Raw genomic sequence first — 26,324 nt, 5'->3', positions numbered from 1 at the left:
ACGTTGATTCTGTCTGGTAAATGCCGTCCCGCCCGGTCAGACGGCGTCCGCACCGCCATCCGGCAGGACGAAGCTGTCGACGCCGGACGTCTGTCCGGGCAGGATCCCCGCGCGCTTGTCCGCATCGAAGGCCGCCTGCGCGTCGATATAGGGCTCCTGTCGCGCCACGCTCCAGTAGCGCAGTTCCTCGACCGGGATCTCGCGCCCGGTCACGGCACAGATGACGAAGGATCCCGGCAGGATGACGTTGAAATCGCCATCCAGATATCGGATCTTTGCAAGCCTGTTGCCGCTGCCTTCATACCGGTTCATCGTCGTGTCCCTCTTGTTCGGTCCGTAGGTCGTTCGGTCTTGGGTCGTTCGGTCCCCGGGTCATTTGGCCCCGAGTCGTTCGGTCCCTATAGCGCCAAGCCGATCGGACCCGTCCCCGTGCCGCCACCCGTGTCGCGCCGCTCTAAACCTTCGCTGCGTCTTTTTCCAGCGGTCATGCGCCAGCGGGCTGCCGGTGCCGTCAGCCGCTGCGTCCGAACAGGCGCTCGATATCGGAAAGCTTGATCTCGATATAGGTCGGACGCCCGTGATTGCACTGGCCGGAGCCGGGCGTCGCCTCCATCTGGCGCAGGAGCGCGTTCATCTCCTCGGGGCGGAGGCGGCGGCCGGAGCGCACGGAGCCGTGGCAGGCCATGGTGGCCGCGAGCGCTTCCAGCCGGCCGGCAAGGCCGTTGGCCGTGTCCCATTCCGCCAGCTCGTCGGCCAGCTGCCGGATGAGGCCCGCCGCATCGATCTCGCCCAGCATGGCCGGCGTCTCCCGTACGGCGACGGCACCCGGACCGAAGCGCTCGATGGTCAGCCCCAGCCGCGACAGTTCCTCCGCATGCGTCATCAGCCGGTCGCAGTCGTCTTCCGCGAGATCGACGATATCGGGGATCAGCAGCGCCTGCGCCGGAAGCGCCTTTGTCGAAAGACCCTTGCGCAGGTTCTCGTAGACGAGCCGTTCATGCGCGGCATGCTGGTCGACGATGACAAGCCCGTCGCCCGTCTGCGCAACGATGTAGTTTTCGTGGAGTTGCGCTCGGGCCGCACCGAGCGGATGGTGCGCCGATGCGGTCTCCGCGCCGCCCGTCGCCAGGTCCACCGGCTCCGAGACCACCCGTGCGGACGGCGCGAATGCGGTGAACGCGGCCTGGGCCGCCTCTCCGAAGCCGCGCCCGCTTGTCTCCAGAGGCCTATAGGGTGAGCGCTCCGCGGCCCAGGGTGCGGCGGGAGCCTGTGCAGCGGTGCCGCCCCATCCATACCCCCCGCCCGATCCACCCGATCCGGCTTGGCCCCCAGATCCACCTTGGCCAGAGACGCTGTGCCCGGAAGATCGCGGTCCGAAGCCGAAGGCCGGGCCCGTGCGGCCGGGCTCCGGACGGAACGCGTTCATGAAGCCGCGCGCCCCGAGAGTCGAGGCGCGGTCGCCTTCCGACGCCAGGGCCTGCCGGATGGCCCCGACGATCAGGCCGCGCACGAGACCGGGATCCCGGAAGCGCACGTCGGATTTCGCAGGATGCACGTTGACGTCCACCAGCGCCGGGTCGATGGAGATCGACAGGACGGCAACGGGAAAACGGCCCTGCGGAATGGTTTCGGCATAAGCGCCGCGCAGAGCCGAGAAGATCAGCTTGTCCTGGACCGGCCGCCCGTTGACGAACACGTATTGCTGCAGGGAATTGCCGCGGTTGAACGTGGGAACGCCGGCAAATCCGGTCAGCCGCACCCCGTCGCGCTCGGCATCGATTTCGATGGCGTTGTCCCGGAAGTCCCGGCCGAGCACCTGGGCGATGCGTTCCAGCCGGTCGTCGCCGGTCGAGGCGAATTCGAGCGTCGTGCGGTCCGGGCCCGACAGCAGGAAGCGGACGCCCGGAAAGGCGATCGCCATGCGCCGCACCACCTCGGAAATCGCGGCTGCTTCGGCCCGCTCGGTCTTCATGAATTTCAGCCGGGCAGGGGTGGCGAAGAACAGGTCGCGCACCTCAACCACCGTGCCGTGATTGGCGGGCGTCGGCCGCACGGCCTGCACCGCGCCGCCGTGGACGGCGATTTCGGCGCCATGGTCGCTGCCGCTCGGGCGGCTTGCGATCGTCAGCCGCGCGACGGAGCCGATCGAGGGCAGCGCCTCGCCGCGAAACCCGAGCGTCCGGATGTCGAACAGGCCGCCGGCGAGCTTGGAGGTGCAGTGGCGGCGCACGGCCAGTGTAAGATCGTCCGGCCCCATGCCGCAGCCGTTGTCGACGACGCGCAGCAGCGTCTTGCCGCCGCCGGCCGTCGCGATCTCGATCCGGGTCGCACCGGCGTCGAGCGCATTCTCGATCAGTTCCTTGGCGGCGCTCGCAGGACGCTCGATGACCTCGCCGGCCGCGATCTGGTTGATGAGCGTTTCAGAAAGAAGAGCAATGGGCATGGTGCATTCTCCGTTATTCCAGCCGTCCCGCCAAGGACCGGGAGCCCGACTTGCACCGATATCGCCAGGATATCCCCCGCGCGTTCGATCGCCGGCGCCGGACTGCCCTTCGAAAGGGCCAAGCCAGGTCGGCTTTTGTCGGCAGATGCGGCGGATGCGGCGGACAGCGACGCCGCACGGGCGAGCGGGGCTTGCCGTCCTTGCGGCATGGCCCGCCTTTCCGCAGGGTTAAGGGTGCATTAAGCCGGCTGTGGCATCCTGTGCCGGACCAAGGCAGACGCGCCGTCGATCCGACGCCGGTTGCCGACGCCAAAGGGACTTGCCGCACCGGCGCTGCCGGCAAACACGGCCCTGATGCCTGGACGAAAGATGTCGCAGCCATGCCCGCTTGTCGGCCATCGCTGCGCCGGTGCGATCGCGATGCTGACCGCGCGCATCCGGAACAAACGCCACGCCCGGTCAGGGCCGTGACGTCGGCATGTTCCCGAAATGCTCGTCAAGGACTGTGAGGCCGTGAATGAATGATGTCGCGTCATCTGGCGCACCTGTCCAGCACGCCATGCTGGAAGCGGTCACGGATGCGCTCGGTCTGGCGGTTTTCGTCTGTGATCGCAACGATGAACTGATCTTTGCCAGCAGGCCCATTCAGCAGTTCTATCCCATCGAGGACAGGTTTCTCGCGCGCGGCACCCGGCTGCGCGATTTCCTGGGCGCGGTCTTCGATCTTAGCGTCCGCTCGGGGACGACGACGGACGGCAACAACCGCCGCATCAATCGCGACGAATGGATTTCGGAGCGCGTCTCTCTCCACTGGCGCGAACGCTACGATGCGGTCGAACGCATTGCACGGCAACGCTGGATCAGCGTGCGCAAGCGTAGGCTTGCCAATGGCCTCTGTGTCGTCTCGCTGACCGAAGTGTCCGAGGTCAAGAAGAAGGAAGAACAGCTCGCGCTCGATCTGGAGCGGGCGGAGATGACGGAAGGCATTCTCGACGGCCTTCCCAACCCGATCTGCGTGAAAGACCGCAGCCTGAAATACATCGGCGTCAACAAGGCTTTCTGCGACCTGCACGGCATGACGGCCGACCAGATTCTCGGCCGCTCCGCCTGGGATTTCATCGAGCCGGATCTTGCCGAGAAATTCGAGAAATCCGATCGCATGGTGTTTGAAACCGGCAGCGAGTTCAGCCTGCCGGAACAGATCGTCCGGGCGAACGGCGAGGACTGCTGGGTTGTCACGCGCAAGTATCGTGTCGGCAATGCGCAGCGCGGCATTCTCGTCACCTGCATGAACGACGTGACCGATGTGGTCGTCGGTTTCGGAGACGGCGAGGTTTCCCCGGAGATGTCGCGGAGCCTGGCCGTGAAGTATTATGGCGCGTTCGAGCCGGCACAGAACTGCCATGATCCCTATCGCGCACTGGACCTGCACGTCCTTGCGCAGACGGCGCAGGCGACCCCGGTCGATCGCGTGCGTCCGGCCGAGCCCGCGAAAGCCGAAACTGCCGGTGTGTCCGGCCGCATTCTCGTGGTCACGCCCGACATCTTCCGCGAGGCCCGTCTCGTCGTGCTTCTCTCCGACCGCGGCCACGAGGTCTGCGCCCTTCGCTCGACGGCGGAGGTCATGGCCTTCCTCGACGCGATCCGTGCGGCAAAGCTCGAGCTGGACCTCGTGCTCCTCCACCCGGACTTCCAGGAGATCGAGGCCATGCTGGCATCTGGCCCGACATCTGGCGGCGCTTCCCCCTCGACGCTCGTTCTCGATCCGGCCTGGGCGGACGCGACCCTGGTCGAGGCTGTTTCGCAGGCGCTCGCGGCAGGCCCGGCGCAGTCGGCCCCCACGCTTGCGGCAGCGGCGCCGGCCGCGCTGCTGCAGTCGCCGGCCGATTGGGAGATCGTGCTGCCCGATGCCGGCCGCTCGACCTCCGACATCGACGTTCTCGTCGCCGAGGACAACGACATCAACCAGATCGTCTTCTCCCAGATCCTCGACGGTCTCGGCCTGTCCTATCGGATAGCGGCGAATGGGGAAGAGGCGGTGCGGTTCTGGCAGCAGTATCGCCCGCATCTCGTCTTCATGGACGTGTCGATGCCGGTCATGAACGGCTTCGACGCTGCCCGCGCAATCCGGGCGCACGAAGCGCGCCTGTCTGTCCGGACGCCGATCGTTGCGGTCACGACGCAGGCTCTCGACATCGATCTCGAGCAGGCGCGCGCCGCAGGCATGGACGATCACATCGTCAAGCCGATCAGTCCGGACATGATCGAGCGCGTGCGCAATCGCTACCTGACCGACGGTGCCGACTATCGGCAGCATCGCTGATACGCCTTACACGATAGTCGCGGATATACTGCATCCGTAGGTCCCTAATCTCCGGATTTATTTGCGTCTCTGCAAGTCTCACGAGAATTAGGGATACCGGCTGTTGCAATTTTTTAACGGTCTGCCACCATGGTCCATGCGGTCAGCGTACCGACTGGAATGTTCAGGACCTCCGCGATGGATCAGGACGACAATGCTTCGCGCCGCAAGGGGCAGCCACGGGTTTCGCCGCAGAACCGGCCGGGGCCTTATGCCGCCATGTCTCCGCGCGCCGGCGATGTGCCTGCGGAGTACAGCCCTGTCGTCCCCCATGATTCCGCCGATCCGCGACACCCGGTCGATCTGCATGCGCTCGCCTTCATCGACCCGCTGACGGGGCTCGGCAATGCGAACCGCCTGCGCGAAACGGTGCGGGCGATCGCGACGGAACGCGCCGCCGACCCGGCGCCGTTCACCATCGGCCTTGCCAATCTCGACGGCTTCAAGCCGCTCAACGATCTCTTTGGGCACGATGCGGGCAACGAGATCCTCTGCCAGGTCGCTCGCCGCCTGGAAGCCTGCATGCCCGACGGCTCGACGGTCATCCGCATGGGCAATGACGAATTCGCCTTCGTTCTGCCGCTGATCTTCGAGCGCAAGGGCGCCGAGCGTATCGGTTATATGCTGAAGGAGGTGCTGCAGGCCCCGTTCGATCTGGCCGAGCGCACCGTGCGTCTCTCCGCCTCGTTCGGCTTCGCGGTCTATCCCTTTGCCGGCGAGGCCTATGACGACCTACTGAAAAGCGCCGACACCGCCCTTTACCGCTCGAAACGGCGCGGACGCGGACAGATCACGGTCTATTCCCTGGAAATCGCCCAGGAAATGCGTCGCGCCACGCAGCTGGAGCAGGCGTTGCGCAACGCCATCATTGCCGACGAGATCGACGTGCATTTCCAGCCGATCGTCAGCCTTGATACCGACATGGTGGTCGGCTTCGAAGCCTTGGCCCGCTGGTGCGACCGGGATCTTGGCTATGTCTCGCCGGCCGTCTTCGTGCCGCTCGCCGAAGAACGCGGATTCATCGACGCCCTGTCGGAGACCCTGCTGCGCAAGGCGGCGGAGGCCGCATTGCTCTGGCCGAAGGAGCTGTTCCTCTCGTTCAACCTGTCGTCCGCCCAGCTGATGGACCTGGCGACCAGCAGCACCGTGCTCGCCATCATCCATCGCGTCGGCCTCGATCCGCGTCGCCTGGAGCTCGAGATCACCGAGACGGCGATGATGAGCGACGCCGATATGGCGCAGAAGATCGTGAAGGAGCTGCGCGATGCAGGCGTGCGCATCTCGCTGGACGATTTCGGAACGGGCCAATCCAGCCTCGGGCGCCTGCGGGATTTCACCTTCGACAAGGTCAAGATCGACCGGTCCTTCGTCTGCCGCATTGTCAGCGATCGCGCTTCCGAGCACATCATCAAGGCGATCGTCACGATGTGCGACGGCCTGGGGCTCGAGGTCGTGGCGGAAGGCATCGAGGATTTCGCCGAGGCGTTGAAGCTCAAGGCACTCGGCTGCGGCATGGGGCAAGGCTATTTCTACGGAAAACCGGCGGATGCCACGGCCACGCTGCGCTATTTGCGCGAGCGCTATCGCGATACGGAAACCAAGCGGCCGGTCGCGATCTGAGCGCGGCGGTCTAAGGCCGGACATGCTGTCGTGGCCGGAAGCTCGAGATCACGAACGATAACCACCTTACAAACGAAAACGGCGGTGCTTTCGCACCGCCGCTTCTCGTCCGTTCTGCGCGGATCAGTTGTTCGTCGTGGCCGGCTGGCCAGCCGGAGCAGCACCACCGGCCGGAGCCATCGTGTTGTTGCCGGCGGGCGCCATGCTGTTGCCGGCCGGGGTGGTCGACGAGGTGGTCGAACCGTCAACCGGCGTTGCGGCGTTCTGCTCGGCAACCTGAGCGGCCTTCGTCTTGAACTCCGGCGCAGACTTCAGCGTGTCGGCGGTTTCCGTCGTGGTCAGCTTGATGTCGTCGGAATTCGGGACTTCGGCGACCGTGACCTTGTCGAGCGGCACGGCAACGTTCTTTTCGCCGATGCCGAGGAAGCCACCGACGCCGATGACGGCTGCTTCGACGGAGCCGTCCTTGGAGAAGATCACATCGTTGATTTCGCCGATGCTTTCATCCGAGGAATTGTAGACCGACTGGCCGAGATAGGTGCTGGCGGCAATCTGGTCCGCGCCCTGCTCGGTGATGTAGTCGCCCGACGAGGCCTGCGTGCCCATCGGTGCGGTCTTGGCGGCCGGTGCCTGATCGGTTGCCATCGGCGCGGCCGGTGCCGGCTGTGCGGCATCCTGGGCGGAGGCGAACGGGGCGAAAGCAACGATGCCGGCAAAGAGGGCGCCGGCGGCGACGGAAGTAACGAGCTTGTTGGTCATGATGTAACCTTCCTATTCAGTTTCTTCTCGGATCGTGGCGCGGGGTTCAATCACGCCGCACCGGTGATGCTGAGAGAACGGCCCGTCCCGGAAAGTGGTTCCGAAAAAAAATGGCCTGCCGAAAGCGGAACTTTCGGCAGGCCGGGACGTCGTGTCAGACGGTCTGAAGACCGCGTGCGGACCCTTTAGCGAGTCGTCAGTGGCTTTCGCGGAAGACCTCGCTGCCGCTTCCGCCGACCAGAAAGTCGAGGTCCGCGCCCTTGTCCGCCTGCAGCACCGTGTCCTGATAGAGCTTGTAGTAACCGCGCGTCCACCGCGGCTCCGGCGCCACCCAGGCGGCCATGCGCGCGGCAAATTCCGCCTCGGGGATCATCAGGTTCAGCTCGCCCTTCAGCGTGTCGAGGCGGATCCGGTCACCCGTCTTCACGATGGCGAGCGGCCCGCCGGCATTGGCCTCGGGGCTGACATGCAGCACCACGGTGCCGAACGCCGTGCCGGACATGCGCGCGTCGGAGATGCGCACCATGTCGCGCACGCCCTTTTCCACCAGACGCCGCGGGATCGGCATGTTGCCGACCTCTGCCATGCCGGGATAGCCCTTCGGACCGCAGCCCTTCAGCACGAGGATGGTGTCTTCCGTAACGTCGAGATCGGGATCGTCGATCTGCGCCTTCATGTCCTCGATCGTCTCGAACACGTGGGCCGGACCCTCGTGCACGAGCAGGTGCTCGCTGGCGGCCGAGGGCTTGATCACCGCCCCGTTGGGCGACAGGTTGCCGCGCAGGATGCGGATGCCGCCGGCCTGGCGGAGCGGATTGTCGAGCGGCCGGATGACGTCGTCGTTGAAGACTTCGGCATCCTTGTAATAGTCCGAGATCGGACAGCCGTAGACGGTCGGCGCATCCGCGTGCAGCATGTCCTGGATGCGGTTCATGACGGCGGGCAGGCCGCCGGCATAGGCAAGGTCCTCAATCAGGTACTTGCCCGACGGCATGCAGTTGACAATGCAGGGGACCTGCGCGCCGACGCGGTCGAAATCGTCGAGCGTCAGGTCGACGCCGGCGCGTCCGGCAATGGCGAGGAGGTGCACGACCGCATTGGTCGAGCCACCGACGGCCGCGTTCGCGACGATGCCGTTCTCGAAGTTCTTCTTGGTCAGGATCTTCGACAGGCGCAGGTCTTCATGCACCATGTCGACGATCCGCTTGCCCGTCATGTGGCTGAGCGCCATGCGCCGCGCATCGACGGCGGGCAGGGCGGCGTTCAATGGCAGCGACAGGCCCATGGCCTCCACGACCGAGGCCATGGTGGTGGCCGTGCCCATCGTCATGCAGACGCCGGGTGAGCGTGACATGCCGCTTTCCGCCGCCATGAACTCCGCAAGGCTCATCTTGCCGGCGCGGACGTCTTCGGAGAATTTCCACACATCGGTGCCGGAGCCGATATCCTTGCCGCGCCACTTGCCGTTCAGCATGGGGCCCGAGGACACGACGATGGTCGGCAGGTCGACAGACGCCGCGCCCATCAGCTGGCCCGGCGTGGTCTTGTCGCAGCCGCCGAGCAACACGACGCCGTCGATGCCGTAGGCGCGGATCGCCTCCTCGACGTCCATGGCCAGAAGGTTGCGGAACAGCATGGCCGTCGGCCGCATCTGGGTCTCGCCGAGCGAGGAAACCGGGAATTCGACCGGGAAGCCGCCGGCCTCCCAGACGCCGCGCTTCACGCCCTCGGCCAGGATCCGCAGGTGGCTGTTGCAGGGCGTCAGTTCCGACCAGGTGTTGCAGATGCCGATGATCGGACGACCGTCGAAGGCATGGTCCGGAAAGCCCTGGTTCTTCATCCACGACCTGTGGATGAACCCGTCCTTGTCGGTGCCGCCATACCAGTGGCGGCTTCTCAGTTCCCGTTTCTTCTCGTCGCTCATGGAAGCCTCCCTTCGGCTCGGCGCTTCGGCCGCTGACCAATTGTCCTACTTTTTGTCGTCCCGACTGTAAATCGACGATTGCACGCGATGCCCGGCAGGGCGCCCGCCGGGCGCGATCGTCCTTCGTCGATCAGAGCACGTAGACCGGTTCGAAGCGGCCCTTGACCACTACGTCGAGCAGGAAGGTCTTGCCGGCATCCGCATCCGCCGAGCGGGCTGCAGCATCCAGTCCCTGCCACGCCGAGGTGAAGAGCAGGCGATCGGCGCTGCGGCCGACAAAGGCCGGGCAGCTCGGCTGCGTCACCGGCACGGCGTGCCGCGCCACCCGCTTGCCGTCGGGCGAATAGACGTCGATGGCGGAGGCACCCCAGCGGGCGACCCAGATCAGGCCTTCTGCATCGCACACCGCGCCGTCGAACCCGCCTTCGGCCTCGGGCTCCTCGACCATCAGCACGGGCTCGCCGGTGGGCAGGCCCGTCGCCGGATCGAGCGCCACCCGCATGAAACGGTTGAGGCCCGTGTCCGAGTAATAGCCGGTGCGGCCGTCCGGCGAGAAGCAGATCCCGTTCGGGATCGTGATGTCGCCGACGATGCGCGTCACCTTGCCCTTGGCGACGTGATAGATCGCGCCGGCCTTCTGCTCGGCGCTCCGGCCCATCGTGCTGATCCAGAGCGCGCCCGAGGCGTGCACCCGGCCGTCATTGGTGCGGTTGCCGGGCTTGTCCTCGAGGTCGCCATACTTCTCGAAGGCACCCGTCTCGGCGTCGCGCAAAAAGAGGCCCTGATCGCTGGCGATCAGCTGGCGCTCGCCGTCCACCAGCGCCATGACGCTGGCGAGAAAATTCAGCGGCTGGACGCTCTTGGCCTGGCTGTCGAGGTGAAGCCCATGAAGCTCGCGCCCGACGATGTTGAACCACCAGACGGTGCCGGTGGAGGGGTCGAAGACCGGGCCTTCGCCGAGTTCCGAGGGGTTGTCGCTGACGATCTTTGCAGGGGCGGTCATGCGGATGCTCCATAGCCCGTTGTTTCATGGCCCGTTGTTTCATAGCCCGTTGTTTCATAGACGGCGTCATAGGCCTTGGTGGTGATGCGGGCCCGGGCCCCGATTTCGGCGGCGCTCATGCCAACCTTGTAGATGCTGGAGCCCAGCCCGAAGCTCTTGATGCCGATCTTGGCATATTCCTCGAAATTCTTTTCCGACACGCCGCCGACGGCCGCGATCTCCAGATCGGTCGGCAGAACGGCCCGAATGGCCGAAATGCCGGACGCGCCGAGCACGCTGGCCGGGAAGAACTTCAGTCCCGTCGCACCGGCCCCGGCCGCCGCCAGCGCTTCCGTCGGCGTGAAGACGCCGGGCATGGTCACCATGCCCTTGGACGCCGCATGCGCAATCACGTCCACATCGACGTTCGGGCTGACGAACAGCCGCCCGCCCGCCTGTTCCAGACGCTCGACCTGATCTTTCGTCAGCACGGTGCCGGCCCCGATGAGGCAATGGGCAGGCGCCGTCTTCACGGCGATTTCGATCGAGCGGAACGGATCCGGCGAGTTCAGCGGAATTTCGATCGCCGTGAACTCGGCCTCGACGAGTGCCGCAATCGCCGCTTCGGTTTCCTCGGGCTTCAGCCCGCGCAGGATGGCGATCAGCGGATATTTCATGGTGGGAAAAGGAACGCGTGTCATGGTGTCGTCTTTCTGGAGGCGCTGGCGCAAATGGCCGGCGAGAGGGGCCGGGGACGGCGTGAGGCGTGTGACATGAAGGCGCTTATGCGGGCCAGAGCGCACGTGCCGCCGCCGCCAGTCCGCCGCGAACGGCCTCGTCGGCGTCGATGCGCGCGCTCGTCAGGCCGGCAGCCGCCAGTGCCTGCGCGTAGAGCCCGGCCAGGGGACCGGACGCGACAAGGCTGATCGGCGCCTTGGCATCGTCCGTCAATGTGGTCGCACCGGCGATTTCGAGGCCGATCATCAGGCCCGAGAGGCGGGCTTTGGCATCGGTCGGGCCATGTCCGTGCAGCAACTGGCCGGAGCGGACGGTGAACAGGAGGTTCGTCGCCATGCCCGGATGGGCCATGGCCTCGGCGACGGCCGCACCGAAGGCCGGATGCGCGCCGTCGAAAGCCTGCGCGTCGGCGACGGCATGGCTGAGGATCGAATGCCGCGACACGACGTCGAACAGTTCGCCGCTCATGAAGGTCGAAAACCGCTCGACCTTGCCGTCGGCCACCCGCACCCACTTGCTGTGCGTGCCCGGCATGCAGACGAGCCGCGTTCCAGGCAGAGCGCCGACGCTGCCGAGCAGTTGTGTCTCCTCGCCGCGCATCACGTCGGGCATCGCGGCATCGCGCTGGGCAAGGCCCGGCAGGATGCGGATGTCGCGCGCCGCATCGGGAACCGCGACGGCATGGCGAACGATCTCCGACAGGGCGGCCGGCGTGTCGAGATAGCCCGCCTCGACCCAGCCCTGCCGCGCCCCGGCCATGCCGCAGATCACGACCGGCAAGGTGGCGTCGGCGCCCATCGCGTCCAGATGCGCTTCCAGAACCGTGGAGAAGCCCGTCTGTGCCGCCGTCGTCATGCCCTCGGCGCTGCGGCGTTCCGACAGGATCTCGCCGGTATCGCCGATCAGCCAGATCCGGAAACTCGAGGTTCCCCAATCCACGGCCGCGTAGCGGGCCCCTGCCGCGGAGCGGGCCACGCCCGCATCGCTTGTCGTCGTCGTCACAAGACACCTCCGTCGATGATCATTGCCTGGGCCGTCATTCGCGCCGAACAGTCGGACGCCAGGAACAGGCAGGGGCCGACGAGGTCGTCGGCAAAAAGCGTTTGGGGAATGCACTGTCGCCGGCGCATCGCCTCGATGGTCTCGTCCGTCAGCCACAGCGCCTTCTGCCGCTCGGTCACCACCATGCCCGGCAGCAGCGCGTTGACCCGCACGCCCGAGGGGCCGAGCGCGCCGGCGAGCGACTTGGTCAGGCCGATGATTCCGGCCTTGGCGGTCGCATAGGCCGGAACCTCGCCCATGTTGAGAAGATAGGCAATCGAGGAAAAGTTGACGATCGCTCCGCCGTCGCCGGCCGCGAGATAGGGGGCGGCCGCCTGGCTCATGAAGAAGAACGGCTTGAGGTTGATGGCGAGATTGCCGTCCCAGTCGGCCTCGGTGACCGTGCCGAAATCTTGGCGGTCGTCGCGGGCCGCATTGTTGACCAGCACCTTCAGCCCACCGAGCGCCTCCGCCGCGCGACCGACCAGCGCCGGAAGGGCGGCGACGTCCCGAAGGTCCGCCGCGATGAAGAGCGGTGCATGCGGGCCGATCCCGGCGAGCCGCCGCGAAACGTCCGCGCCCATATATGCGTCATTGTCGATATATGCGACCCTCGCGCCCTGTCGCGTGAAAGCTTCGACAAGGGCCGCACCGATACCTGAGGCGCCACCGGTGATGAGAATGCCGCGATCGACCAGATCCGAGAAGGTTGCAGAAGGCCCGGGCATGCTGACGACGCCCTCCCTCCAGGCAGTCATTCCAAATAGCTGTTCCAATATTCGGAACAAGCGTTTACTATGTGGAATATCGGTCACATCGCGCTGGGGTGTCAAGGCGGAAAGCGGCAACGCACCCAGGCATCGATACCAGGTGCAGGGTCTGGCCCGTGCCGGAGAGACGGGAGTGCGAATGGCAGTGCGCGGCGACATCCAGGCGCTCGGCGACATCGACGCGCTTGGCGAAAACCAGCCGCTGGGCGATGGTGCGGCGGCGGATTGCAACGCCGGGCGCGTCGCCGGGGCCGTGTGCGACACGGGAACCCTTGGCAAGGCTCTCGCCGTGCTCGAGGTGGTCGCGACGGCCGACGCGCCGCTCCGCTTTACCGACATTCATGCGCTCTTGCGTCAGCCGCGCGGCACGCTGCACCGCCACCTCTCGCATCTGGTGGAGGAGGGCTTGCTCGTCCAGCGTGCCGATCTGGCCTATGAGCCGGGCCTGCGCCTGCTGGCATTCGCCCATCGTGCCTGGTCGCGCAACGATCTCAGGCGCATTGCCCGGCCGCATCTCGATCGGCTTCACGCCGAAACCGGTGAAACGGTCCATCTCGGCGTGCTGCGCAAGACGGAGATCGTCTATCTGGACAAGGTAGAGAGCCGCCAGACCGTGCGGATGGAGAGCCAGATCGGGCGCGTCTCGCCGGCCTATTGTACGGGACTGGGCAAGGCCGCCTTGTCGGCATTGTCGCCGGCGCGGCTCGACGCCAGTCTTGCCGGCATTGCCTTTCACCCCTTTACGGTGAACACCCATCGGTCTCGCTGCTCGCTGGTTGCGGATCTGGACGAAATCCGCAAGAAGGGCTACGCGATCGACGCGGAAGAACACGAGGTCGAGATCCGCTGCGTCGCGGCGCCCGTTGCCACGGGCGACGGCGCGGGCGGCGGGGTCGTCGGTGGCATCTCTGTCACAGGACCGGCCTATCGTGTCACCATCGGGCAGTTGGAGGCCTGGTCCGGGCTTGTCCGGGAGGTTGCGGCGGCCGTGGCCCACGACGCGGCGATCGGTCTGGCCCCTGTCGCGGCAGGCAAGGACTGAGGGAATTTTTAGAGGACAAACATCATGTTTAAATCAGACCAATTAGAAAGTGATGGTAGACGTCACACAGACTTCATATAATGTGGAAGACCGCCGGGAGTGAAAAAACAGGCACCGGTATCGTTTCAGATGATGGAACTCGGGGGTCGGCCACGGAGTTGGCTGCGGGCGCCATCAAGGGGATTCGGAGGAAGTTTCATGGGTAGGAGGTCAGTCGCGCCCCAAATCGTCGTCTCCGGCATGAGCTGGACCATCGGCGATCTGAATGATGAGAACGACGTTCGCAGCGTGTTCGACAGCATTTGCGCGCATTACGGCTTTCAGGGTTTCGCGGTGGTGTCGCTGCCGTCCCGTTCGGTCCCGTCGCTGCGCAAGGTCCTTCTGATGACCAACTGGTCGATGGAGATCGTCAAGCAGTATGACGATATGGCGCTGCTGAAGACCAGCCCGGTTTTCGAGCAGCTGCGGATCAGCACCGTTCCCTTCACCATCGACAACACCTCGCCGCTGGCCTTCGCCCGGATGGCGGCCCGGGCCGGCGCCAAGGGCCTCTTCGCGCGCTCGGGTTTCGGGCGCATGGTGTTCATCCCGGTCCATGATGCCGACGGTCGCCGCAGCGCCGTGGCCTTCGGGGGCGACCGGCCGGAACTCAGCCGGCAGGAGCTGAACGCCGTCACCTTCGTGGCCGGGCATGCCTTCAATCGCCTCAGCGAGATCTGGTCGGCCTCGCGGCGCGCCCCCGGCTCCCTGTCGCGGCGCGAAATCGAATGCCTGCGCCTCGCGGCGGGCGGAAAGACCACCGTGGAGATGGCGCGCCTGCTGAGCCTGTCCGAATACACGGTCAATCACTATCTCGATCGGGCCACCCGCAAGCTGGACAGCGTCAACCGTGTTCAGACCATCGCCAAGGCTCTCCGGGCCGGGTTGATCGCGTGAAGGCAGCGGACGTGCGGGGTGATGGAATGACGTGCGCGGCGGAAAAGCCCACGATGCGCGCGCGCGTCATGCGTGGATCGGGGGCAGGGATGTCTGATGTCTGACGCGGCGGGGATCATCACCAGCCCGATCGTATCCTTCGGTTCGGCGCCGAGCGATGCGGCAAGCGACATTGCCGAGATCGCCCGGCTGAGCAGCCGCGAGGACATCATTGCCTTCATGGCGCGCATCACGCGCGACCGCGGCTTTCCCTATTTCAGCCTCTTCACCCTGCCGACGGCCGATCAGACACGATATTCGCAGATCGTCGTCCTCTCCAACGTCCCCGAAGACATCACGCAGCTGTACGAGGAGGGCGCCTCTCCGCGGGACGATGCCGCCTTCATCCTTCTGCGAACCACCACGACACCCTTCCGCATGGTCGTGCAGGAAAACGCCTCGGACCCGAACAAGGTGCTGACGGAAGATCACGCGCCGCTTGCCCGGGATCTCGGAATCCGCGGTGCCTTCTTCTTTCCGGTGCACGATGCCGCGGGCGGGCGGGCCGTGTTCGTCCTGCTCAGCCCCAGCGCCGATCTTGCCGTCGAGGATATGACGGATCTGCACATGATCTGCCTCTGCGTCTACAATCGTCTCGTCAATTCCGGCGGGATGGACGGACACCAGAAGAAGGTCGACCTCTCTGAGCGCGAGATCCAGTGTCTGAACTGGACGGCGGCCGGCAAGACCAGTTCCGAGATTGCCGAGATTCTCGGCCTTTCCGAACACACGGTCAATCACTACCTCAACCATGTCGCCAAGAAGCTCGACGCGGTGAACCGGATCCAGGCGGTGGTCAAGGCCATGCGCCTCGGTCTGATCAGTTGACGGCGCCGGCGTCTGAATAAGATGCAGGCGCATGAAGATTTGCTCTCAAAACGAGCAAATGTAAGGTCACGCCGACGCCAACCTCCCAAAATCCCGTTCGTTTCAGACTGGCACGCTTCCTGCATCGATTCTGTTAGGTCCAGAGGGGACCCTACAAAAAGAACTGCGCCCCAGAAGGTCGCGAACAAGGCCGTCTTTTGCTGACGTGATCCCGGATGAACGGACACGGACGCGGAAGGCGGCCTTTGTCATGTCGTTCGGCCCATCGCGCTCTGCGGTGCAATTTTCTGCCCATCCCTGCCTTTGGCCCCTGCCTTTGGTTCCTGTCTTTTGCCATTGGTCATTGGCGAAGCGGCCCGGCTCGATTATCTAACCGCAAGGAGATGCGCGTCTCGCGTCTCGTCGCGCAAGGAAAATGAGAATGGCCGCTGATCATGCCGGGATAAGCAAGGAGATTGTCCTCGAAGCCCTGAGAGCCGTGCGCGGCCCGGAGCTTGAAGGCAATATCGTCGATCTCGGCCTCGTCTCCGACGTCTTCATCTCGGATGGTAAGGTCTATTTCTCCATCACGGTGCCGGCAGAGCGCGCCCGCGAGCTCGACCCGTTGCGCGCTGCGGCCGAACGCGTCGTCAAGGACATCCCCGGCGTCAAGGGTGCCATGGTCGCGCTCACCGCCGACCGCAAGGCCGGGACGGCAAGCCCGCGTCCGGCCGCTGCCCCGGGCCCGCGTCCAGCAGCAGGGCCCGCCCATGCGCATTCCCATGCCCCCGCCCGTTCCCATTCGCAGGGCGGCGGCGCGCCGTCTCCCGCCGCGCCGCGGGGCCCCGTCAAGGCCGGCATTCCCGGCGTCGGCGCCATTATCGCGGTCGCATCGGGCAAGGGGGGCGTCGGCAAGTCCACCACGTCGGCCAATCTGGCCCTGGCCCTGCACGCCAACGGTCTGCGGGTCGGCATTCTCGACGCCGATATCTACGGCCCCTCCATGCCGCGTCTTTTGAAGATCTCCGGCCGGCCGGAGCAGATCGGCGGCAAGATGATCAAGCCGATGGAGAATTACGGCCTCAAGGTCATGTCGATGGGCTTTCTTGTCGACGAGGAGGTCGCGATGATCTGGCGCGGCCCGATGATCCAGTCGGCTTTGCTGCAGATGCTGCGGGAAGTCGCCTGGGGCGAGCTCGACGTCCTCGTGGTCGACATGCCGCCAGGCACCGGCGATGCCCAGCTGACGATGGCGCAGCAGGTGCCGTTGGCCGGCGCCGTCATCGTCTCCACGCCGCAGGATCTCGCCCTGATCGATGCGCGGAAGGGACTGGCCATGTTCCGCAAGGTCGAGGTGCCGGTGCTCGGGATCGTCGAGAACATGAGCTATTTCATCGCACCGGATACCGGCGCCCGCTACGACATCTTCGGCCATGGCGGCGCCCGCTCGGAAGCGGAGCGGATCGGCGTTCCCTTCCTCGGCGAAGTGCCGCTGACCATTGCCATCCGGGAGACGTCGGATGCCGGCACGCCGCTGGTGGCGCTGGAGCCGGACGGGCCCGTCGCCGCCGTCTACCGCGAGATCGCCACCCGGGTCTGGGACCAGGTCTCGGCGGCCAAGGCCGACACGTCGCGCGAGATGCCGTCGATCGTATTCGAATAGGGCGGCGCCGGACGGCCCGGGGCGTCCCCCGGGTATCCGCCGGGCATCGAAGGCACGCGGTCCATCACCGCTTGAAATCGCTGGTCGAGAGCGCCGGTCGAGATCGCTGATTGCGGTGCGCAATCGACATCGCCGATTGACATGGCTGTCCCCGCCGCCGTTAAGTCCTGTGGCGAAAGGGTGGCGCGGGACCGGATGGCGGTTGATTTTCGAAGGACCATGCGTCATATGCCTCTCCGCACGCCGGTCGGTCGCGACCCCCGAGCGGACGGACCGCCTTCGGGACGCGCCTGCTGGCCGCAACGCCGGGGGTCTCGTGCCTGTCGTTTCCGTTTCGCCGGTGGTCTCAGGTCCGGTTTGCCGTCCACGTCTCGAAAAGTCCGTTCGTCAGGGTCCAACGTCCAGCACTGCCTTTCGCCGTTCACGCCCAGAGATATTTCCGCACGCCCGCGTGACCCTCGCCGTCACAGCCGCGGTACGAGGTTTACGCCATGATCACTGTCTATGACGCCCGCGGCGAGGCGATGATCATCGATGCTGCGTCGGCACCGACGAGCATTCCCGACGATATCGTCTGGATCGACATGCTGTGTCCGGACCGCGCGGAGGATCACATGATCGAGCGCTATCTCGAGATCGAGATTCCCACCCGTGAAGACCTGAAAGATATCGAACCCTCCAGCCGCATGTACACGACCAGCGATGCCGTGTTCATGACGGCGTCGCTCGTCTGTCGTGCCGACAGCGGTCATCCCGACATCACCGACGTCGCCTTCGTGCTCGCGCGCGGCAAGCTCATCACCGTGCGCTACGACAAGCCCAAGGCGTTCGATCTCTTTCGCAGCGGGCTGCCGCGGATCGTCGGCGGCTGCCCCAATGGCGCCCTGATGCTCGCCCGGCTGTTCGAGACGATCTCCGATCGCACCGCCGAAATCCTGGAACAGGCCGTCGCCAGCCTCGACAAGCTGTCGCAGCAGGTCTTCGGAGACCGCACCCAGAACAAGCGCCGGCCGCCGCATTATCTCGAGGCGCGCCTGCTCGACGTCGCCGCGCATCACCGCCTCGTGGCAAAGACCCGCGACAGCCTTGCCTCTCTGGCGCGCGTGCTCACCTTCCTCTATACGGTGCCGGCCCTGCAGGAGACGCGCGAAGCCAAGGAACTCTGCCGGACCGTAACCCGCGACGTGCAATCGCTGTCGGAGCACGCCTCCTTCATCTTCGGCAACATCACCTTTCTTCTCGATGCTTCGCTCGGCCTCATCAGCGTCGAGCAGAACGCGATCATCAAGATCTTCTCCATCGCGTCGGTGGTCTTCCTGCCGCCGACGCTCGTTGCCTCGCTCTACGGCATGAACTTCGATGTCATGCCCGAACTTCACTGGACCTATGGCTATCCGATGGCGCTTCTCGCCATGGTAGTCTCGGCCATCGTCCCGTTCTATATCTTCCGCTGGAAAGGCTGGCTCTGAAGAGCCGGATCATCTCGCATGGCGCACAAGGATATCAAGGCTCCCGAGAGCTTGGGAACGGCGGCGGATGCCAGCCTGGCCCATGAGCAGGCGCAACAGCATGCCCAGCAGCATGCCCAGCAGCAGGCGCATGGCGAGGCCCACGGGGCCCACGGGGCGGCGCAGGGCCACGCCGATCACGATGCGCATGGCGGAAAGCACGGCTATATCGGGCTCGCCATCGGTTCGATCGGCGTCGTCTACGGCGATATCGGCACGAGCCCGCTCTATGCCTTCCGCGAGGCGCTGCGTCCGGTGGCGGCGGATGGCGTGACGCGCGGGGAGATCATCGGCCTCGTATCGCTGATGCTCTGGACGCTGACCATCATCGTCACGCTGAAATATGTCATCTTCCTCCTGCGCGCCGACAACAACGGCGAGGGCGGGACGCTCTCGCTGCTGGCGCTGTTGATGAAGTTCACGCGCGGACATTCGGCCTATCTCTTCTTCATGGGCATCGCGGGGGCCGCCCTGTTCATGGGCGACGCGATCATCGCGCCGGCACTGTCCGTGCTCTCGGCCGTCGAGGGGCTGAAGCTCGTCGCGCCCTCCTTCAGCGACTATGTCGTGCCGATCTCGGTCGTCATCCTCCTCGCGCTGTTTGCGGTCCAGTCGCGCGGCACGGAGGCGGTCTCCAAGTTCTTCGGGCCGATCATGCTCGTCTGGTTCGTCGTGCTGGCCGTCATCGGCTTCAGCCATATCCACGATGATTACGGCATCCTCGCCGCGTTCAATCCCTATCACGCGGTGCGCTTTCTCATTCACGCGGGCTTCGTCGGCATCGTCGTGCTCGGCGCCGTGTTCCTCACGGTGACCGGCGCCGAGGCGCTCTACGCCGATCTCGGCCACTTCGGCCGACGACCGATTCAGGGCGCCTGGATCTGCCTGGTCTTCCCGGCTCTGGCGCTGAACTATCTGGGGCAGGGCGCCATGGTGCTGAAGCACCCGGAGGCGATGTCGGATCCCTTCTACCTGATGTTCCCGGAATGGGCGCTGCTGCCCATCGTGATCCTGGCCACCGCGGCCACCATCATCGCCGCCCAGGCGGTCATCACGGGTGCCTTCTCGCTGACCCGGCAGGCCATCAATCTCGGCTTTCTGCCGCGCATGGCCATCCTCCACACGTCGGAAACCAACACCGGGCAGATCTACGTGCCCAACGTCAACATCATCCTGATGTTCGGCGTCATGGCGCTCGTCTTCATCTTCGGCTCGTCCGAATCGCTCGCCACGGCCTACGGAATTTCGGTTACCGGCGCCATGGTGGTGGATACGTTGCTCGCGTTCCAGTTCGTGCGCATGCGCTGGCGCTGGCCGCTGGCGCTCGCCATCATCCTGCTGACGCCGCTGCTGCTGCTCGAATCAATCTTCCTGGGGGCCAACCTCCTCAAGATCCACGACGGCGGCTACGTGCCCGTCATGATCGCCGCCAGCTTCGTGCTCGTCATGTGGACCTGGCGCCGCGGCACCAAGATCCTGCAGGACAAGACGCGCCACACCAACATTCCGCTCGCCGCCTTCATCAAGTCCATCGAGCGCAAGAGCGAGCATGCGCCCGTCGAGGTTCCGGGCACCGCGATCTTCCTGACCAGCGATCCGGATTCCGCACCGGCCGCCCTGCTGCACAACATCAAGCACAATCACGTCCTGCATGCGCAGAACTTCATCCTGACCATCCGCACGACGAACACCCCGGTGGTCTCCAAGCAGCACCGCGTCAGCGCGACGAAACTGTCGGACCGGTTCAGCCTGCTCGAAATGCGCTTCGGCTTCATGGAAACGCAGAATGTGTCGCAGACGCTCGGCCTGTTCCGCAAGACCGGATTGAAGTTCGACATCATGTCGACCTCCTTCTATCTCGGCCGGCGCAAGCTGGTGCCCGACGCGCAGTCCGGCATGCCCGAATGGCAGGATCGGCTGTTCATCGCCATGGCCAATGCCGCGATCGATCCGTCCGATTATTTCCGCCTGCCCACGAACCGCGTGGTGGAACTGGGATCGCACGTCATCATCTGACCTGCGGCTTGCTGTCCGAGGCCAGTGATCGCACGCCGACGCCTCGGATCAGGCGCCGTGATCGGGACAGTCGCCGTCATCGGCGCCGTCATCGGCCTGGGTCGGAGACAGGTTGGGGAAGAGCGAAATGACGATGCCGCTGAGGACGAGTTCCGCAAAGAGGACCGGCGCCGCCTGACCGGCACTTCCATCGACCGTGTCGGCCGTCCGCATGCTCCGGACGGCGAAGGCGAGGATGTGCACGATCCAGAGGGCCGTTGCGGCGATAGCGAGCCACAGCAGGGATCGAAGGGCCAGATCCCGCACTCGTCCCGTTTCCACAACGGCGCATCCCGCCGTCGCAATCCAGAGGCAGGCGGCGCAGATGGCCGATCGCCGCATGGCTCTTGGCCGGTCTCCGAAGCGGGCGAAAACGCCTGAACGGGGTGGCTGCAAATGAGGTGGCTGCAAACGGGGCGGCTGCGGGGCCGCTGGATGTCGCGTCATCGGACCTAACCCTTCGCACGCGGTGCTTGGGGCAGCAGACGGACGGCAGGCGTGACGACGCGGAGGCGCGTTGAAAATCGATTGTTCATAACGGCTCTATAAAAATGGGTGCCGCGAAGCGGCCGTTGTTTCGAAAGAACAATGCCGGCTCCCTCTTTACGTCAGGGCACGCGGCGGTTGTTGGATGTCGCAATACCCTAACCTTAGCCGATCATTACAAAGTCGGCATCCCCCAAATGAGGCATGTCCGTCACTTTGGCCCCGGGTGCGTCGTTTACCCGCCATTAAGGTTAATGCTTCATTGTCATCCGCAGAGCAGGCCCCTGGCGGCGCTTCGGATGACCAAGCCGGACCTGCAATTTCGATGGATGTTCGCGGAAAACGCGTTCCGGCCGATAGCCTCGGCCGGGCGAGGGCTCTTGCGCGTGTGCCTTACCCGAGTGGGCGTGGAGTTGCCTGTGCGTCAGAATATGCGTCAGAGAGTTCGGTCCCAGGACCAGTTTCCGCTGTCGGCGTCTCCGGAACAGGCGTCGTCGAGGCCGGCACGGCGCTGGTCCGCGCCGCTCCTCATCGCGCTCGGCCTTTTCGTCGCCTTTCCCAGCGTGTCCGCCCATGCCGATCTTGCCACCTTCCTCTCCGGCATTAACCGGGGCGGCGAGCGGTGGCGGATGCACATGACCGCGTCTCCGGCCGGCTCCCTGCACGAAGCCGAGATGGTGTTCAACGATCCGATCACCACGGCCGCGCTCGGCGACGGCGCCGGCATGACGCTGCCGGACGGCGGCAAGGTCTCGCTCGCCTCCGCCGACAAGCAGTCGGATCCGCGCACCGACGAGGACCGCGTCAACCGCCGGGACAAGAAGGGCCGGATCGTCACCGTCGTCCCGGTTACGCCGCCCAAGGACTTTTCTGCCGGCTCCATCCTCCAGCGCACCAGCGCGCTGACGACGCCGCTGTTCGATACGCAGGACCGCATGGTCTTTGCCCGCCCGAAGATTCGCGGCCAGGAAATCGAGATCGCCACCGCGTTCTACAAGAAAGCGCCGCCGAAGCGCGACGACACGATGTCGCCGATGATCGCGAGCCTCGTCACGAACCAGCATGCCGATATCCTGGCGACCGCCTACGCCCCTGCCGCCCCGGACTATGCCCGCGAATCGCCGTTCGATTCGATCCTGAAGGACGATGCCGCCGGCGGTCGCTTCATCCCGGACATCTCGCCCGAGGATCACGCCTGGGCTGCCAATCCGCTGCCGGCCGACGCCTTCAGCGAGCCGGAGCAGAAGTGCCTGACGGCGGGCATCTACTTTGAATCCCGCGGAGAATCGGTGAAGGGGCAGGCGGCCGTCGCGCAGGTCATCCTCAACCGCGTGCGCAATCCGACCTATCCCGGCACGATCTGCGGCGTCGTCTACCAGAACAAGAACCTCTATAATCGCTGCCAGTTCTCGTTTGCCTGCGACCGCATCCCCGACATCGTCTGGTCGCTGGCGCATTGGCAGACGGCCAAGGAAATCGCGCTCGCCGTGACTGCCGGCAAGATCTGGCTGCCCGAAGTCGGCTCCGCCACGCATTACCACGCGACCTATGTCCGCCCGGACTGGGGTCCGACCATGAAACGCCTCACGCAGATCGGGAAACACATCTTCTACCGCACCTATGGCGGCGGCTGGAGCTGATCGCGCCCGCAGACGAGAATCGCGTGGAAACGCCCGCAGGCGGCCACCGGCCCTGCGGGCGTTTCCGTGACGGCGCTCGCACATGCATCGGCGCAGGCCGGGGGCGCTTTGCCCGCAACAGCTGGGGACAGATTCCGCCGGGCCGCAACTTTCCGATCGCAACACGTTGATTTGTCAGTCGAATATTGTCGCTTACCAAGGCATGGCTTCGCCTTGACTATGCGCGACGCCAAAACTATGGTGCGGCCGACTTCAAACGGGCCGAGAGTGGCTTCAATTCGGGCCTTTGTGTGGCCGCTTCCGTGGTTTATCACGGAGACGGAGATGCGGGGGAGGGGCCACATGACGAACGGGAACGAAGGTCTGGAGGAACGGCGCAGGCGCCTTGATGCCGAGCTGTCGGAACGGCGCGGCAACGACAGCCGCGACGCGGCGGACGAGGCGCGGGCGGCGGGCAACCGCAAGGGCTACCAGGTCGCGATCAAGCTTTCGAGCGAATTCGTGGCGGCCGTCATTGTCGGGGCGCTTCTGGGCTATCTTCTGGATACTTTTGCGGGTACAGGGCCCTGGGGGATGATCGTCCTTCTCCTCCTCGGCTTTTGCGCTGGCGTGCTGAACGTCATGCGGTCTGCAGGCATGGTGGCTTCGCCCCATCCGGCCGATCGTGTCGGCGAGCGGCAGGGCGACGACAACAAGGATGGCGGCGCCCGATAAGGCGCGGCAACGGGAAACAACCGCTTCGCGCGGCTGAGAGCGAAAGAGAACGACAGTGGCAGGCGATAAGGTAGATCCGACCCACCAGTTTATGATCAACGAGATCGTCCCGATTCACATCGGCGGCTTGAATCTCTCTTTCACCAACGCCTCCCTGTTCATGGTCGCGACCCTGGTCCTCGCCATCGGCTTCCTCTACCTCACCACGACCTCGCGCTCGGTCGTCCCGGGCCGCATGCAGTCGGTGTCGGAACTCTCCTACGAATTCATCGCCTCGATGCTGCGCGAAGGCGCCGGCAGCCACGGCATGCACTTCTTCCCGATGGTCTTCTCGCTGTTCATGTTCATCCTGACGGCGAACCTCCTCGGCATGGTGCCCTACTTCTTCACCATCACCAGCCAGATCATCGTCACCTTCGCCCTGGCGCTGTTCGTCATCGGCACGGTCCTGGTCTACGGCTTCTACAAGCACGGCTTCGGCTTCCTGAAGGTCTTCGTGCCCTCCGGCGTGCCCGGCATCCTGCTGCCGCTCGTCGTCGCCATCGAAATCATCTCGTTCCTGTCGCGCCCCATCAGCCTTTCGGTCCGTCTCTTCGCCAACATGCTGGCCGGCCACATCACGCTGAAGGTCTTTGCAGGCTTCGTCGCATCGCTCGGCACCATGGGTGCACTCGGCATCGGCGGCGCCATCCTGCCTCTCATCATGACCGTGGCGCTCACGGGTCTCGAATTCCTCGTCGCCTTCCTTCAGGCCTATGTCTTCGCGGTACTCACCTGCATGTACCTGAACGACGCGGTCCATCCGGGCGGTCACTGAGGAATAAGTCACGCAGGCCGGCAGCCCATCGCCGCGCCTGCCAAGAAAAGCCGCAACAACCCTTCTCAAGGAGATCAACATGGAAGCGGAAGCAGCAAAGTACATCGGCGCGGGTCTGGCATGCCTCGGCATGGCCGGCACGGCTCTCGGCCTCGGCAACATCTTCGGCAGCTACCTCTCGGGCGCACTTCGCAACCCGTCGGCAGCCGACAGCCAGTTCGGCCGCCTCGTATTCGGCTTCGCCGTTACGGAAGCTCTGGGCATCTTCTCGCTGCTCGTAGCCCTGCTCCTCCTGTTCGCCGTCTAAGACAGTCGAGCACGGCGGGTCGCGACATGTTGCGGCCCAACACATCTTGACGGTGCCGCGAACGCTCGCGGCCCGTCATCCTTTTACAGTGCCGCCAGTCTCCGTCGATATCGAGGGGGACATGCGCGTGGCCTTTTGAGTTGCCCCTGGAGATGAGCATGTTCGTGACCGCGGCCTATGCCCAGTCAACCACACCTCCCGAGGGCGAGACACCCCACGCCGCGCCTGGCGAGGTGCACACCGAAACCGGTGTCGCATCAGAAGGCGGCCACGGCTCCGGCGTGTTCCCGCCTTTCGACCAATCCACATTCGCATCGCAGCTCGTGTGGCTGGCGATCACGTTCGGCCTGTTCTATCTGCTGATGCAGAAGGTGATCATGCCGCGGATCGCCACTATCCTCGCGACACGCCATGATGCCATCGCCCGCGATCTCGACGCCGCCTCGCGCTCCAAGGCCGAAGCCGATGCCGCCATCGCGTCCTACGAGCAGGAACTGGCCGCCGCCCGCGCCAAGGGCAACGCCATTGCCGCCAGCGCCCGCGAGGCCGCAAAGGTCAAGGCCGCCGCCGACCGCGCGGCCGTCGAAGTCGCCCTCAACGACAAGATCGCTGCTGCCGAAAGCCGCATCGCGGACATCAAGGCGAGCGCGCTTGCCGATGTCGGTGCGATCGCCGAAGAGACCGCCGCTGCCGTCGTCGAGCAGCTGCTCGGGCGCGACGTCCCGCGCAACGAAATCGCATCCGCCGTCAAGGCTGCGGCAGAATAAGGGAGACGACAGATGGATTTGACCTCTCTGGCCACATTCTGGGCCACCGTCGGCCTCGTGCTCTTCCTCGCTCTCATCGTGTACCTGAAGGTACCCGGCAAGATGGGCAAGCAGCTCGACGAACGTGCGGTCCGCATTCGCAACGAACTCGACGAAGCCAAGCGCCTCCGTGAGGAAGCCCAGGCTCTGCTGGTGGAATACCAGAAGAAGCGCAAGGAAGCCGAAGCGGAGGCCGCCAACATCGTTGCCGCCGCAACGCGCGAAGCCGAAGCCCTGACGGCCGATGCCAAGGTGAAGACGGAAGAGTTCGTCACCCGCCGCACCGCTCTGTCCGAGCAGAAGATCCGCCAGGCCGAGACGGACGCCATCAACGCCGTGCGCGCCACGGCCGTCGATATCGCGATCGCCGCCGCCGAGCGCGTCATCGTGGCGAAAGCCGATGCCCCGACCCAGCAGGCCCTCTTCGCCAACGCGATCGGCGACGTCAAGGCACGGCTGAACTAAGCGTCTCCGACGCCGGACCGGCGTCGAAGCCCGACGGTCCGAGCCACACGGTTTCAGACATCCCGCGACCTGAACGAAAGGCTGGCCATGTGCCGGCCTTTTTTCTTTTGGATCCGGTCGGTCGAGGCAGCCGCATCTCCGTCGTTGGACATCTGTACCCTCTCCACACAGTGGGGGCGCGGGCCGCTTGGCCGATCCGCATAGGACGGAAGCGATGCGGCGTGTTCTCGCGCACCACGGGTGGGCTTTCGCACCACGGGCAGGAGACGCTCATGCATGTCGCCCGAAAGCGTGCAGCGGTTTCGGGAAACGACATGCGTTAAAACAAGAGCGTAAAGCGCGTTGCGTGAATCTCTTTTTACGCAACGCGCTTTAGCGGTCTTCGGACAAGGGGCCGCGC

The 26,324-nt window shown here is 65.2% G+C and carries 23 protein-coding genes; 14 read left to right on the top strand and 9 right to left on the bottom strand.

What is annotated here, in order from left to right:
* Positions 1-36: 36 nt before the first annotated feature.
* Positions 37-312 (bottom strand): DUF2093 domain-containing protein, encoded by a 276-nt coding sequence (locus ASG25_RS04370; protein WP_062469707.1) that lies wholly within the window; start codon positions 310-312, stop codon positions 37-39.
* Positions 313-511: 199 nt separating this feature from the next.
* Complete coding sequence (gene mutL / locus ASG25_RS04365) at positions 512-2,443, bottom strand: DNA mismatch repair endonuclease MutL (protein WP_062469694.1); 1,932 nt, start codon at positions 2,441-2,443, stop codon at positions 512-514.
* A 517-nt stretch (positions 2,444-2,960) separates the two neighbouring features.
* Between mutL and ASG25_RS04355 the strand changes: the two genes are divergently transcribed.
* Both ASG25_RS04355 and ASG25_RS04350 read left to right on the top strand, forming a co-directional pair.
* Positions 2,961-4,766: a response regulator gene (locus ASG25_RS04355; RefSeq protein WP_062469689.1), complete on the top strand. Its 1,806-nt coding sequence runs from the start codon at positions 2,961-2,963 to the stop codon at positions 4,764-4,766.
* Positions 4,767-4,943: 177 nt separating this feature from the next.
* Positions 4,944-6,425, top strand: a complete 1,482-nt coding sequence (locus ASG25_RS04350) for an EAL domain-containing protein (RefSeq protein WP_244479309.1) — start codon at positions 4,944-4,946, stop codon at positions 6,423-6,425.
* A 123-nt stretch (positions 6,426-6,548) separates the two neighbouring features.
* Here ASG25_RS04350 and ASG25_RS04345 read toward each other — a convergent pair whose 3' ends face one another.
* The 6 genes from ASG25_RS04345 to ASG25_RS04320 all read right to left on the bottom strand — a co-directional run bounded on the left by ASG25_RS04345 (position 6,549) and on the right by ASG25_RS04320 (position 12,597).
* The gene (locus tag ASG25_RS04345; RefSeq protein ID WP_062469684.1) at positions 6,549-7,184 is read right to left on the bottom strand and encodes a PRC-barrel domain-containing protein; all 636 of its coding nucleotides are present in this window, start codon (positions 7,182-7,184) and stop codon (positions 6,549-6,551) included.
* A 196-nt stretch (positions 7,185-7,380) separates the two neighbouring features.
* Positions 7,381-9,108 carry an IlvD/Edd family dehydratase gene (locus ASG25_RS04340; protein WP_062469681.1) on the bottom strand — a complete coding sequence of 576 codons (1,728 nt, stop codon included), beginning with the start codon at positions 9,106-9,108 and terminating at the stop codon, positions 7,381-7,383.
* Positions 9,109-9,238: 130 nt separating this feature from the next.
* The gene (locus tag ASG25_RS04335) at positions 9,239-10,111 is read right to left on the bottom strand and encodes an SMP-30/gluconolactonase/LRE family protein (RefSeq protein WP_062469678.1); all 873 of its coding nucleotides are present in this window, start codon (positions 10,109-10,111) and stop codon (positions 9,239-9,241) included.
* Positions 10,108-10,791 (bottom strand): 2-dehydro-3-deoxy-6-phosphogalactonate aldolase, encoded by a 684-nt coding sequence (locus tag ASG25_RS04330; RefSeq protein WP_062469675.1) that lies wholly within the window; start codon positions 10,789-10,791, stop codon positions 10,108-10,110. The genes ASG25_RS04335 and ASG25_RS04330 overlap by 4 nt, the downstream gene beginning before the upstream one ends.
* 82 nt (positions 10,792-10,873) lie before the next feature.
* Positions 10,874-11,830, bottom strand: coding sequence for a 2-dehydro-3-deoxygalactonokinase (locus tag ASG25_RS04325; RefSeq protein ID WP_244479308.1), 957 nt, complete (start codon positions 11,828-11,830; stop codon positions 10,874-10,876).
* The gene (locus ASG25_RS04320) at positions 11,827-12,597 is read right to left on the bottom strand and encodes an SDR family oxidoreductase (protein WP_062472144.1); all 771 of its coding nucleotides are present in this window, start codon (positions 12,595-12,597) and stop codon (positions 11,827-11,829) included. Before ASG25_RS04320 ends, ASG25_RS04325 begins: the two co-directional genes overlap by 4 nt.
* Positions 12,598-12,778: 181 nt before the next feature.
* On the opposite strand from ASG25_RS04320, the gene ASG25_RS04315 reads away from it, so the two are divergent.
* The 6 genes from ASG25_RS04315 to ASG25_RS04290 all read left to right on the top strand — a co-directional run bounded on the left by ASG25_RS04315 (position 12,779) and on the right by ASG25_RS04290 (position 20,650).
* A complete protein-coding gene (locus ASG25_RS04315) occupies positions 12,779-13,681 on the top strand; it encodes an IclR family transcriptional regulator (protein ID WP_082479906.1) in 903 nt (300 codons plus the stop codon).
* Positions 13,682-13,879: 198 nt separating this feature from the next.
* Positions 13,880-14,617 (top strand): autoinducer binding domain-containing protein, encoded by a 738-nt coding sequence (locus ASG25_RS04310; protein WP_062469672.1) that lies wholly within the window; start codon positions 13,880-13,882, stop codon positions 14,615-14,617.
* 96 nt (positions 14,618-14,713) lie between these two features.
* Complete coding sequence (locus ASG25_RS04305; RefSeq protein ID WP_062469669.1) at positions 14,714-15,484, top strand: LuxR family transcriptional regulator; 771 nt, start codon at positions 14,714-14,716, stop codon at positions 15,482-15,484.
* A 421-nt stretch (positions 15,485-15,905) separates the two neighbouring features.
* The gene (locus ASG25_RS04300) at positions 15,906-17,126 is read left to right on the top strand and encodes an Mrp/NBP35 family ATP-binding protein (RefSeq protein WP_082479905.1); all 1,221 of its coding nucleotides are present in this window, start codon (positions 15,906-15,908) and stop codon (positions 17,124-17,126) included.
* A gap of 491 nt (positions 17,127-17,617) precedes the next feature.
* Complete coding sequence (locus ASG25_RS04295; protein ID WP_062469663.1) at positions 17,618-18,595, top strand: magnesium transporter CorA family protein; 978 nt, start codon at positions 17,618-17,620, stop codon at positions 18,593-18,595.
* Between the two features lie 18 nt (positions 18,596-18,613).
* Positions 18,614-20,650, top strand: a complete 2,037-nt coding sequence (locus ASG25_RS04290) for a potassium transporter Kup (RefSeq protein ID WP_244479307.1) — start codon at positions 18,614-18,616, stop codon at positions 20,648-20,650.
* 48 nt (positions 20,651-20,698) lie between these two features.
* Here ASG25_RS04290 and ASG25_RS04285 read toward each other — a convergent pair whose 3' ends face one another.
* Positions 20,699-20,956 (bottom strand): hypothetical protein, encoded by a 258-nt coding sequence (locus tag ASG25_RS04285; RefSeq protein WP_210168454.1) that lies wholly within the window; start codon positions 20,954-20,956, stop codon positions 20,699-20,701.
* A 650-nt stretch (positions 20,957-21,606) separates the two neighbouring features.
* Between ASG25_RS04285 and ASG25_RS04280 the strand changes: the two genes are divergently transcribed.
* From ASG25_RS04280 to ASG25_RS04255, 6 genes are all read left to right on the top strand, one after another.
* Positions 21,607-22,815, top strand: coding sequence for a cell wall hydrolase (locus tag ASG25_RS04280; protein ID WP_062469657.1), 1,209 nt, complete (start codon positions 21,607-21,609; stop codon positions 22,813-22,815).
* A gap of 342 nt (positions 22,816-23,157) precedes the next feature.
* The gene (locus tag ASG25_RS04275; protein ID WP_062469654.1) at positions 23,158-23,529 is read left to right on the top strand and encodes an AtpZ/AtpI family protein; all 372 of its coding nucleotides are present in this window, start codon (positions 23,158-23,160) and stop codon (positions 23,527-23,529) included.
* 91 nt (positions 23,530-23,620) lie between these two features.
* Positions 23,621-24,346, top strand: a complete 726-nt coding sequence (locus ASG25_RS04270; protein WP_062469651.1) for a F0F1 ATP synthase subunit A — start codon at positions 23,621-23,623, stop codon at positions 24,344-24,346.
* A gap of 79 nt (positions 24,347-24,425) precedes the next feature.
* A complete protein-coding gene (locus ASG25_RS04265) occupies positions 24,426-24,653 on the top strand; it encodes a F0F1 ATP synthase subunit C (protein ID WP_056332699.1) in 228 nt (75 codons plus the stop codon).
* Between the two features lie 158 nt (positions 24,654-24,811).
* Positions 24,812-25,420 carry a F0F1 ATP synthase subunit B gene (locus tag ASG25_RS04260; protein WP_062469648.1) on the top strand — a complete coding sequence of 203 codons (609 nt, stop codon included), beginning with the start codon at positions 24,812-24,814 and terminating at the stop codon, positions 25,418-25,420.
* Positions 25,421-25,438: 18 nt separating this feature from the next.
* Positions 25,439-25,924: a F0F1 ATP synthase subunit B gene (locus ASG25_RS04255; protein ID WP_200934684.1), complete on the top strand. Its 486-nt coding sequence runs from the start codon at positions 25,439-25,441 to the stop codon at positions 25,922-25,924.
* Positions 25,925-26,324: the final 400 nt, after the last annotated feature.

The sequence above is a fragment of the Rhizobium sp. Leaf384 genome (assembly GCF_001424065.1).
Taxonomy (GTDB): Bacteria; Pseudomonadota; Alphaproteobacteria; order Rhizobiales; family Rhizobiaceae; genus Ferranicluibacter.
This window is presented reverse-complemented; position numbering and strand designations above follow the sequence as displayed.

Bases quoted from the DNA above. Each gene is read 5' to 3' on its own strand.
- ASG25_RS04265 (WP_056332699.1), top strand. From the start codon at position 24,426: ATGGAAGCGGAAGCAGCAAAGTACATCGGCGCGGGTCTGGCATGCCTC.
- ASG25_RS04320 (WP_062472144.1), bottom strand. From the start codon at position 12,597: ATGCCCGGGCCTTCTGCAACCTTCTCGGATCTGGTCGATCGCGGCATT.
- ASG25_RS04370 (WP_062469707.1), bottom strand. From the start codon at position 312: ATGAACCGGTATGAAGGCAGCGGCAACAGGCTTGCAAAGATCCGATAT.
- ASG25_RS04290 (WP_244479307.1), top strand. From the start codon at position 18,614: ATGGCGCACAAGGATATCAAGGCTCCCGAGAGCTTGGGAACGGCGGCG.
- ASG25_RS04305 (WP_062469669.1), top strand. From the start codon at position 14,714: ATGTCTGACGCGGCGGGGATCATCACCAGCCCGATCGTATCCTTCGGT.
- ASG25_RS04260 (WP_062469648.1), top strand. From the start codon at position 24,812: ATGTTCGTGACCGCGGCCTATGCCCAGTCAACCACACCTCCCGAGGGC.
- ASG25_RS04355 (WP_062469689.1), top strand. From the start codon at position 2,961: ATGAATGATGTCGCGTCATCTGGCGCACCTGTCCAGCACGCCATGCTG.
- ASG25_RS04335 (WP_062469678.1), bottom strand. From the start codon at position 10,111: ATGACCGCCCCTGCAAAGATCGTCAGCGACAACCCCTCGGAACTCGGC.
- ASG25_RS04300 (WP_082479905.1), top strand. From the start codon at position 15,906: ATGGCCGCTGATCATGCCGGGATAAGCAAGGAGATTGTCCTCGAAGCC.
- ASG25_RS04280 (WP_062469657.1), top strand. From the start codon at position 21,607: ATGCGTCAGAGAGTTCGGTCCCAGGACCAGTTTCCGCTGTCGGCGTCT.
- ASG25_RS04270 (WP_062469651.1), top strand. From the start codon at position 23,621: ATGATCAACGAGATCGTCCCGATTCACATCGGCGGCTTGAATCTCTCT.
- ASG25_RS04345 (WP_062469684.1), bottom strand. From the start codon at position 7,184: ATGACCAACAAGCTCGTTACTTCCGTCGCCGCCGGCGCCCTCTTTGCC.
- ASG25_RS04315 (WP_082479906.1), top strand. From the start codon at position 12,779: ATGGCAGTGCGCGGCGACATCCAGGCGCTCGGCGACATCGACGCGCTT.
- ASG25_RS04350 (WP_244479309.1), top strand. From the start codon at position 4,944: ATGGATCAGGACGACAATGCTTCGCGCCGCAAGGGGCAGCCACGGGTT.
- mutL (WP_062469694.1), bottom strand. From the start codon at position 2,443: ATGCCCATTGCTCTTCTTTCTGAAACGCTCATCAACCAGATCGCGGCC.
- ASG25_RS04275 (WP_062469654.1), top strand. From the start codon at position 23,158: ATGACGAACGGGAACGAAGGTCTGGAGGAACGGCGCAGGCGCCTTGAT.
- ASG25_RS04340 (WP_062469681.1), bottom strand. From the start codon at position 9,108: ATGAGCGACGAGAAGAAACGGGAACTGAGAAGCCGCCACTGGTATGGC.
- ASG25_RS04310 (WP_062469672.1), top strand. From the start codon at position 13,880: ATGGGTAGGAGGTCAGTCGCGCCCCAAATCGTCGTCTCCGGCATGAGC.
- ASG25_RS04295 (WP_062469663.1), top strand. From the start codon at position 17,618: ATGATCACTGTCTATGACGCCCGCGGCGAGGCGATGATCATCGATGCT.
- ASG25_RS04330 (WP_062469675.1), bottom strand. From the start codon at position 10,791: ATGACACGCGTTCCTTTTCCCACCATGAAATATCCGCTGATCGCCATC.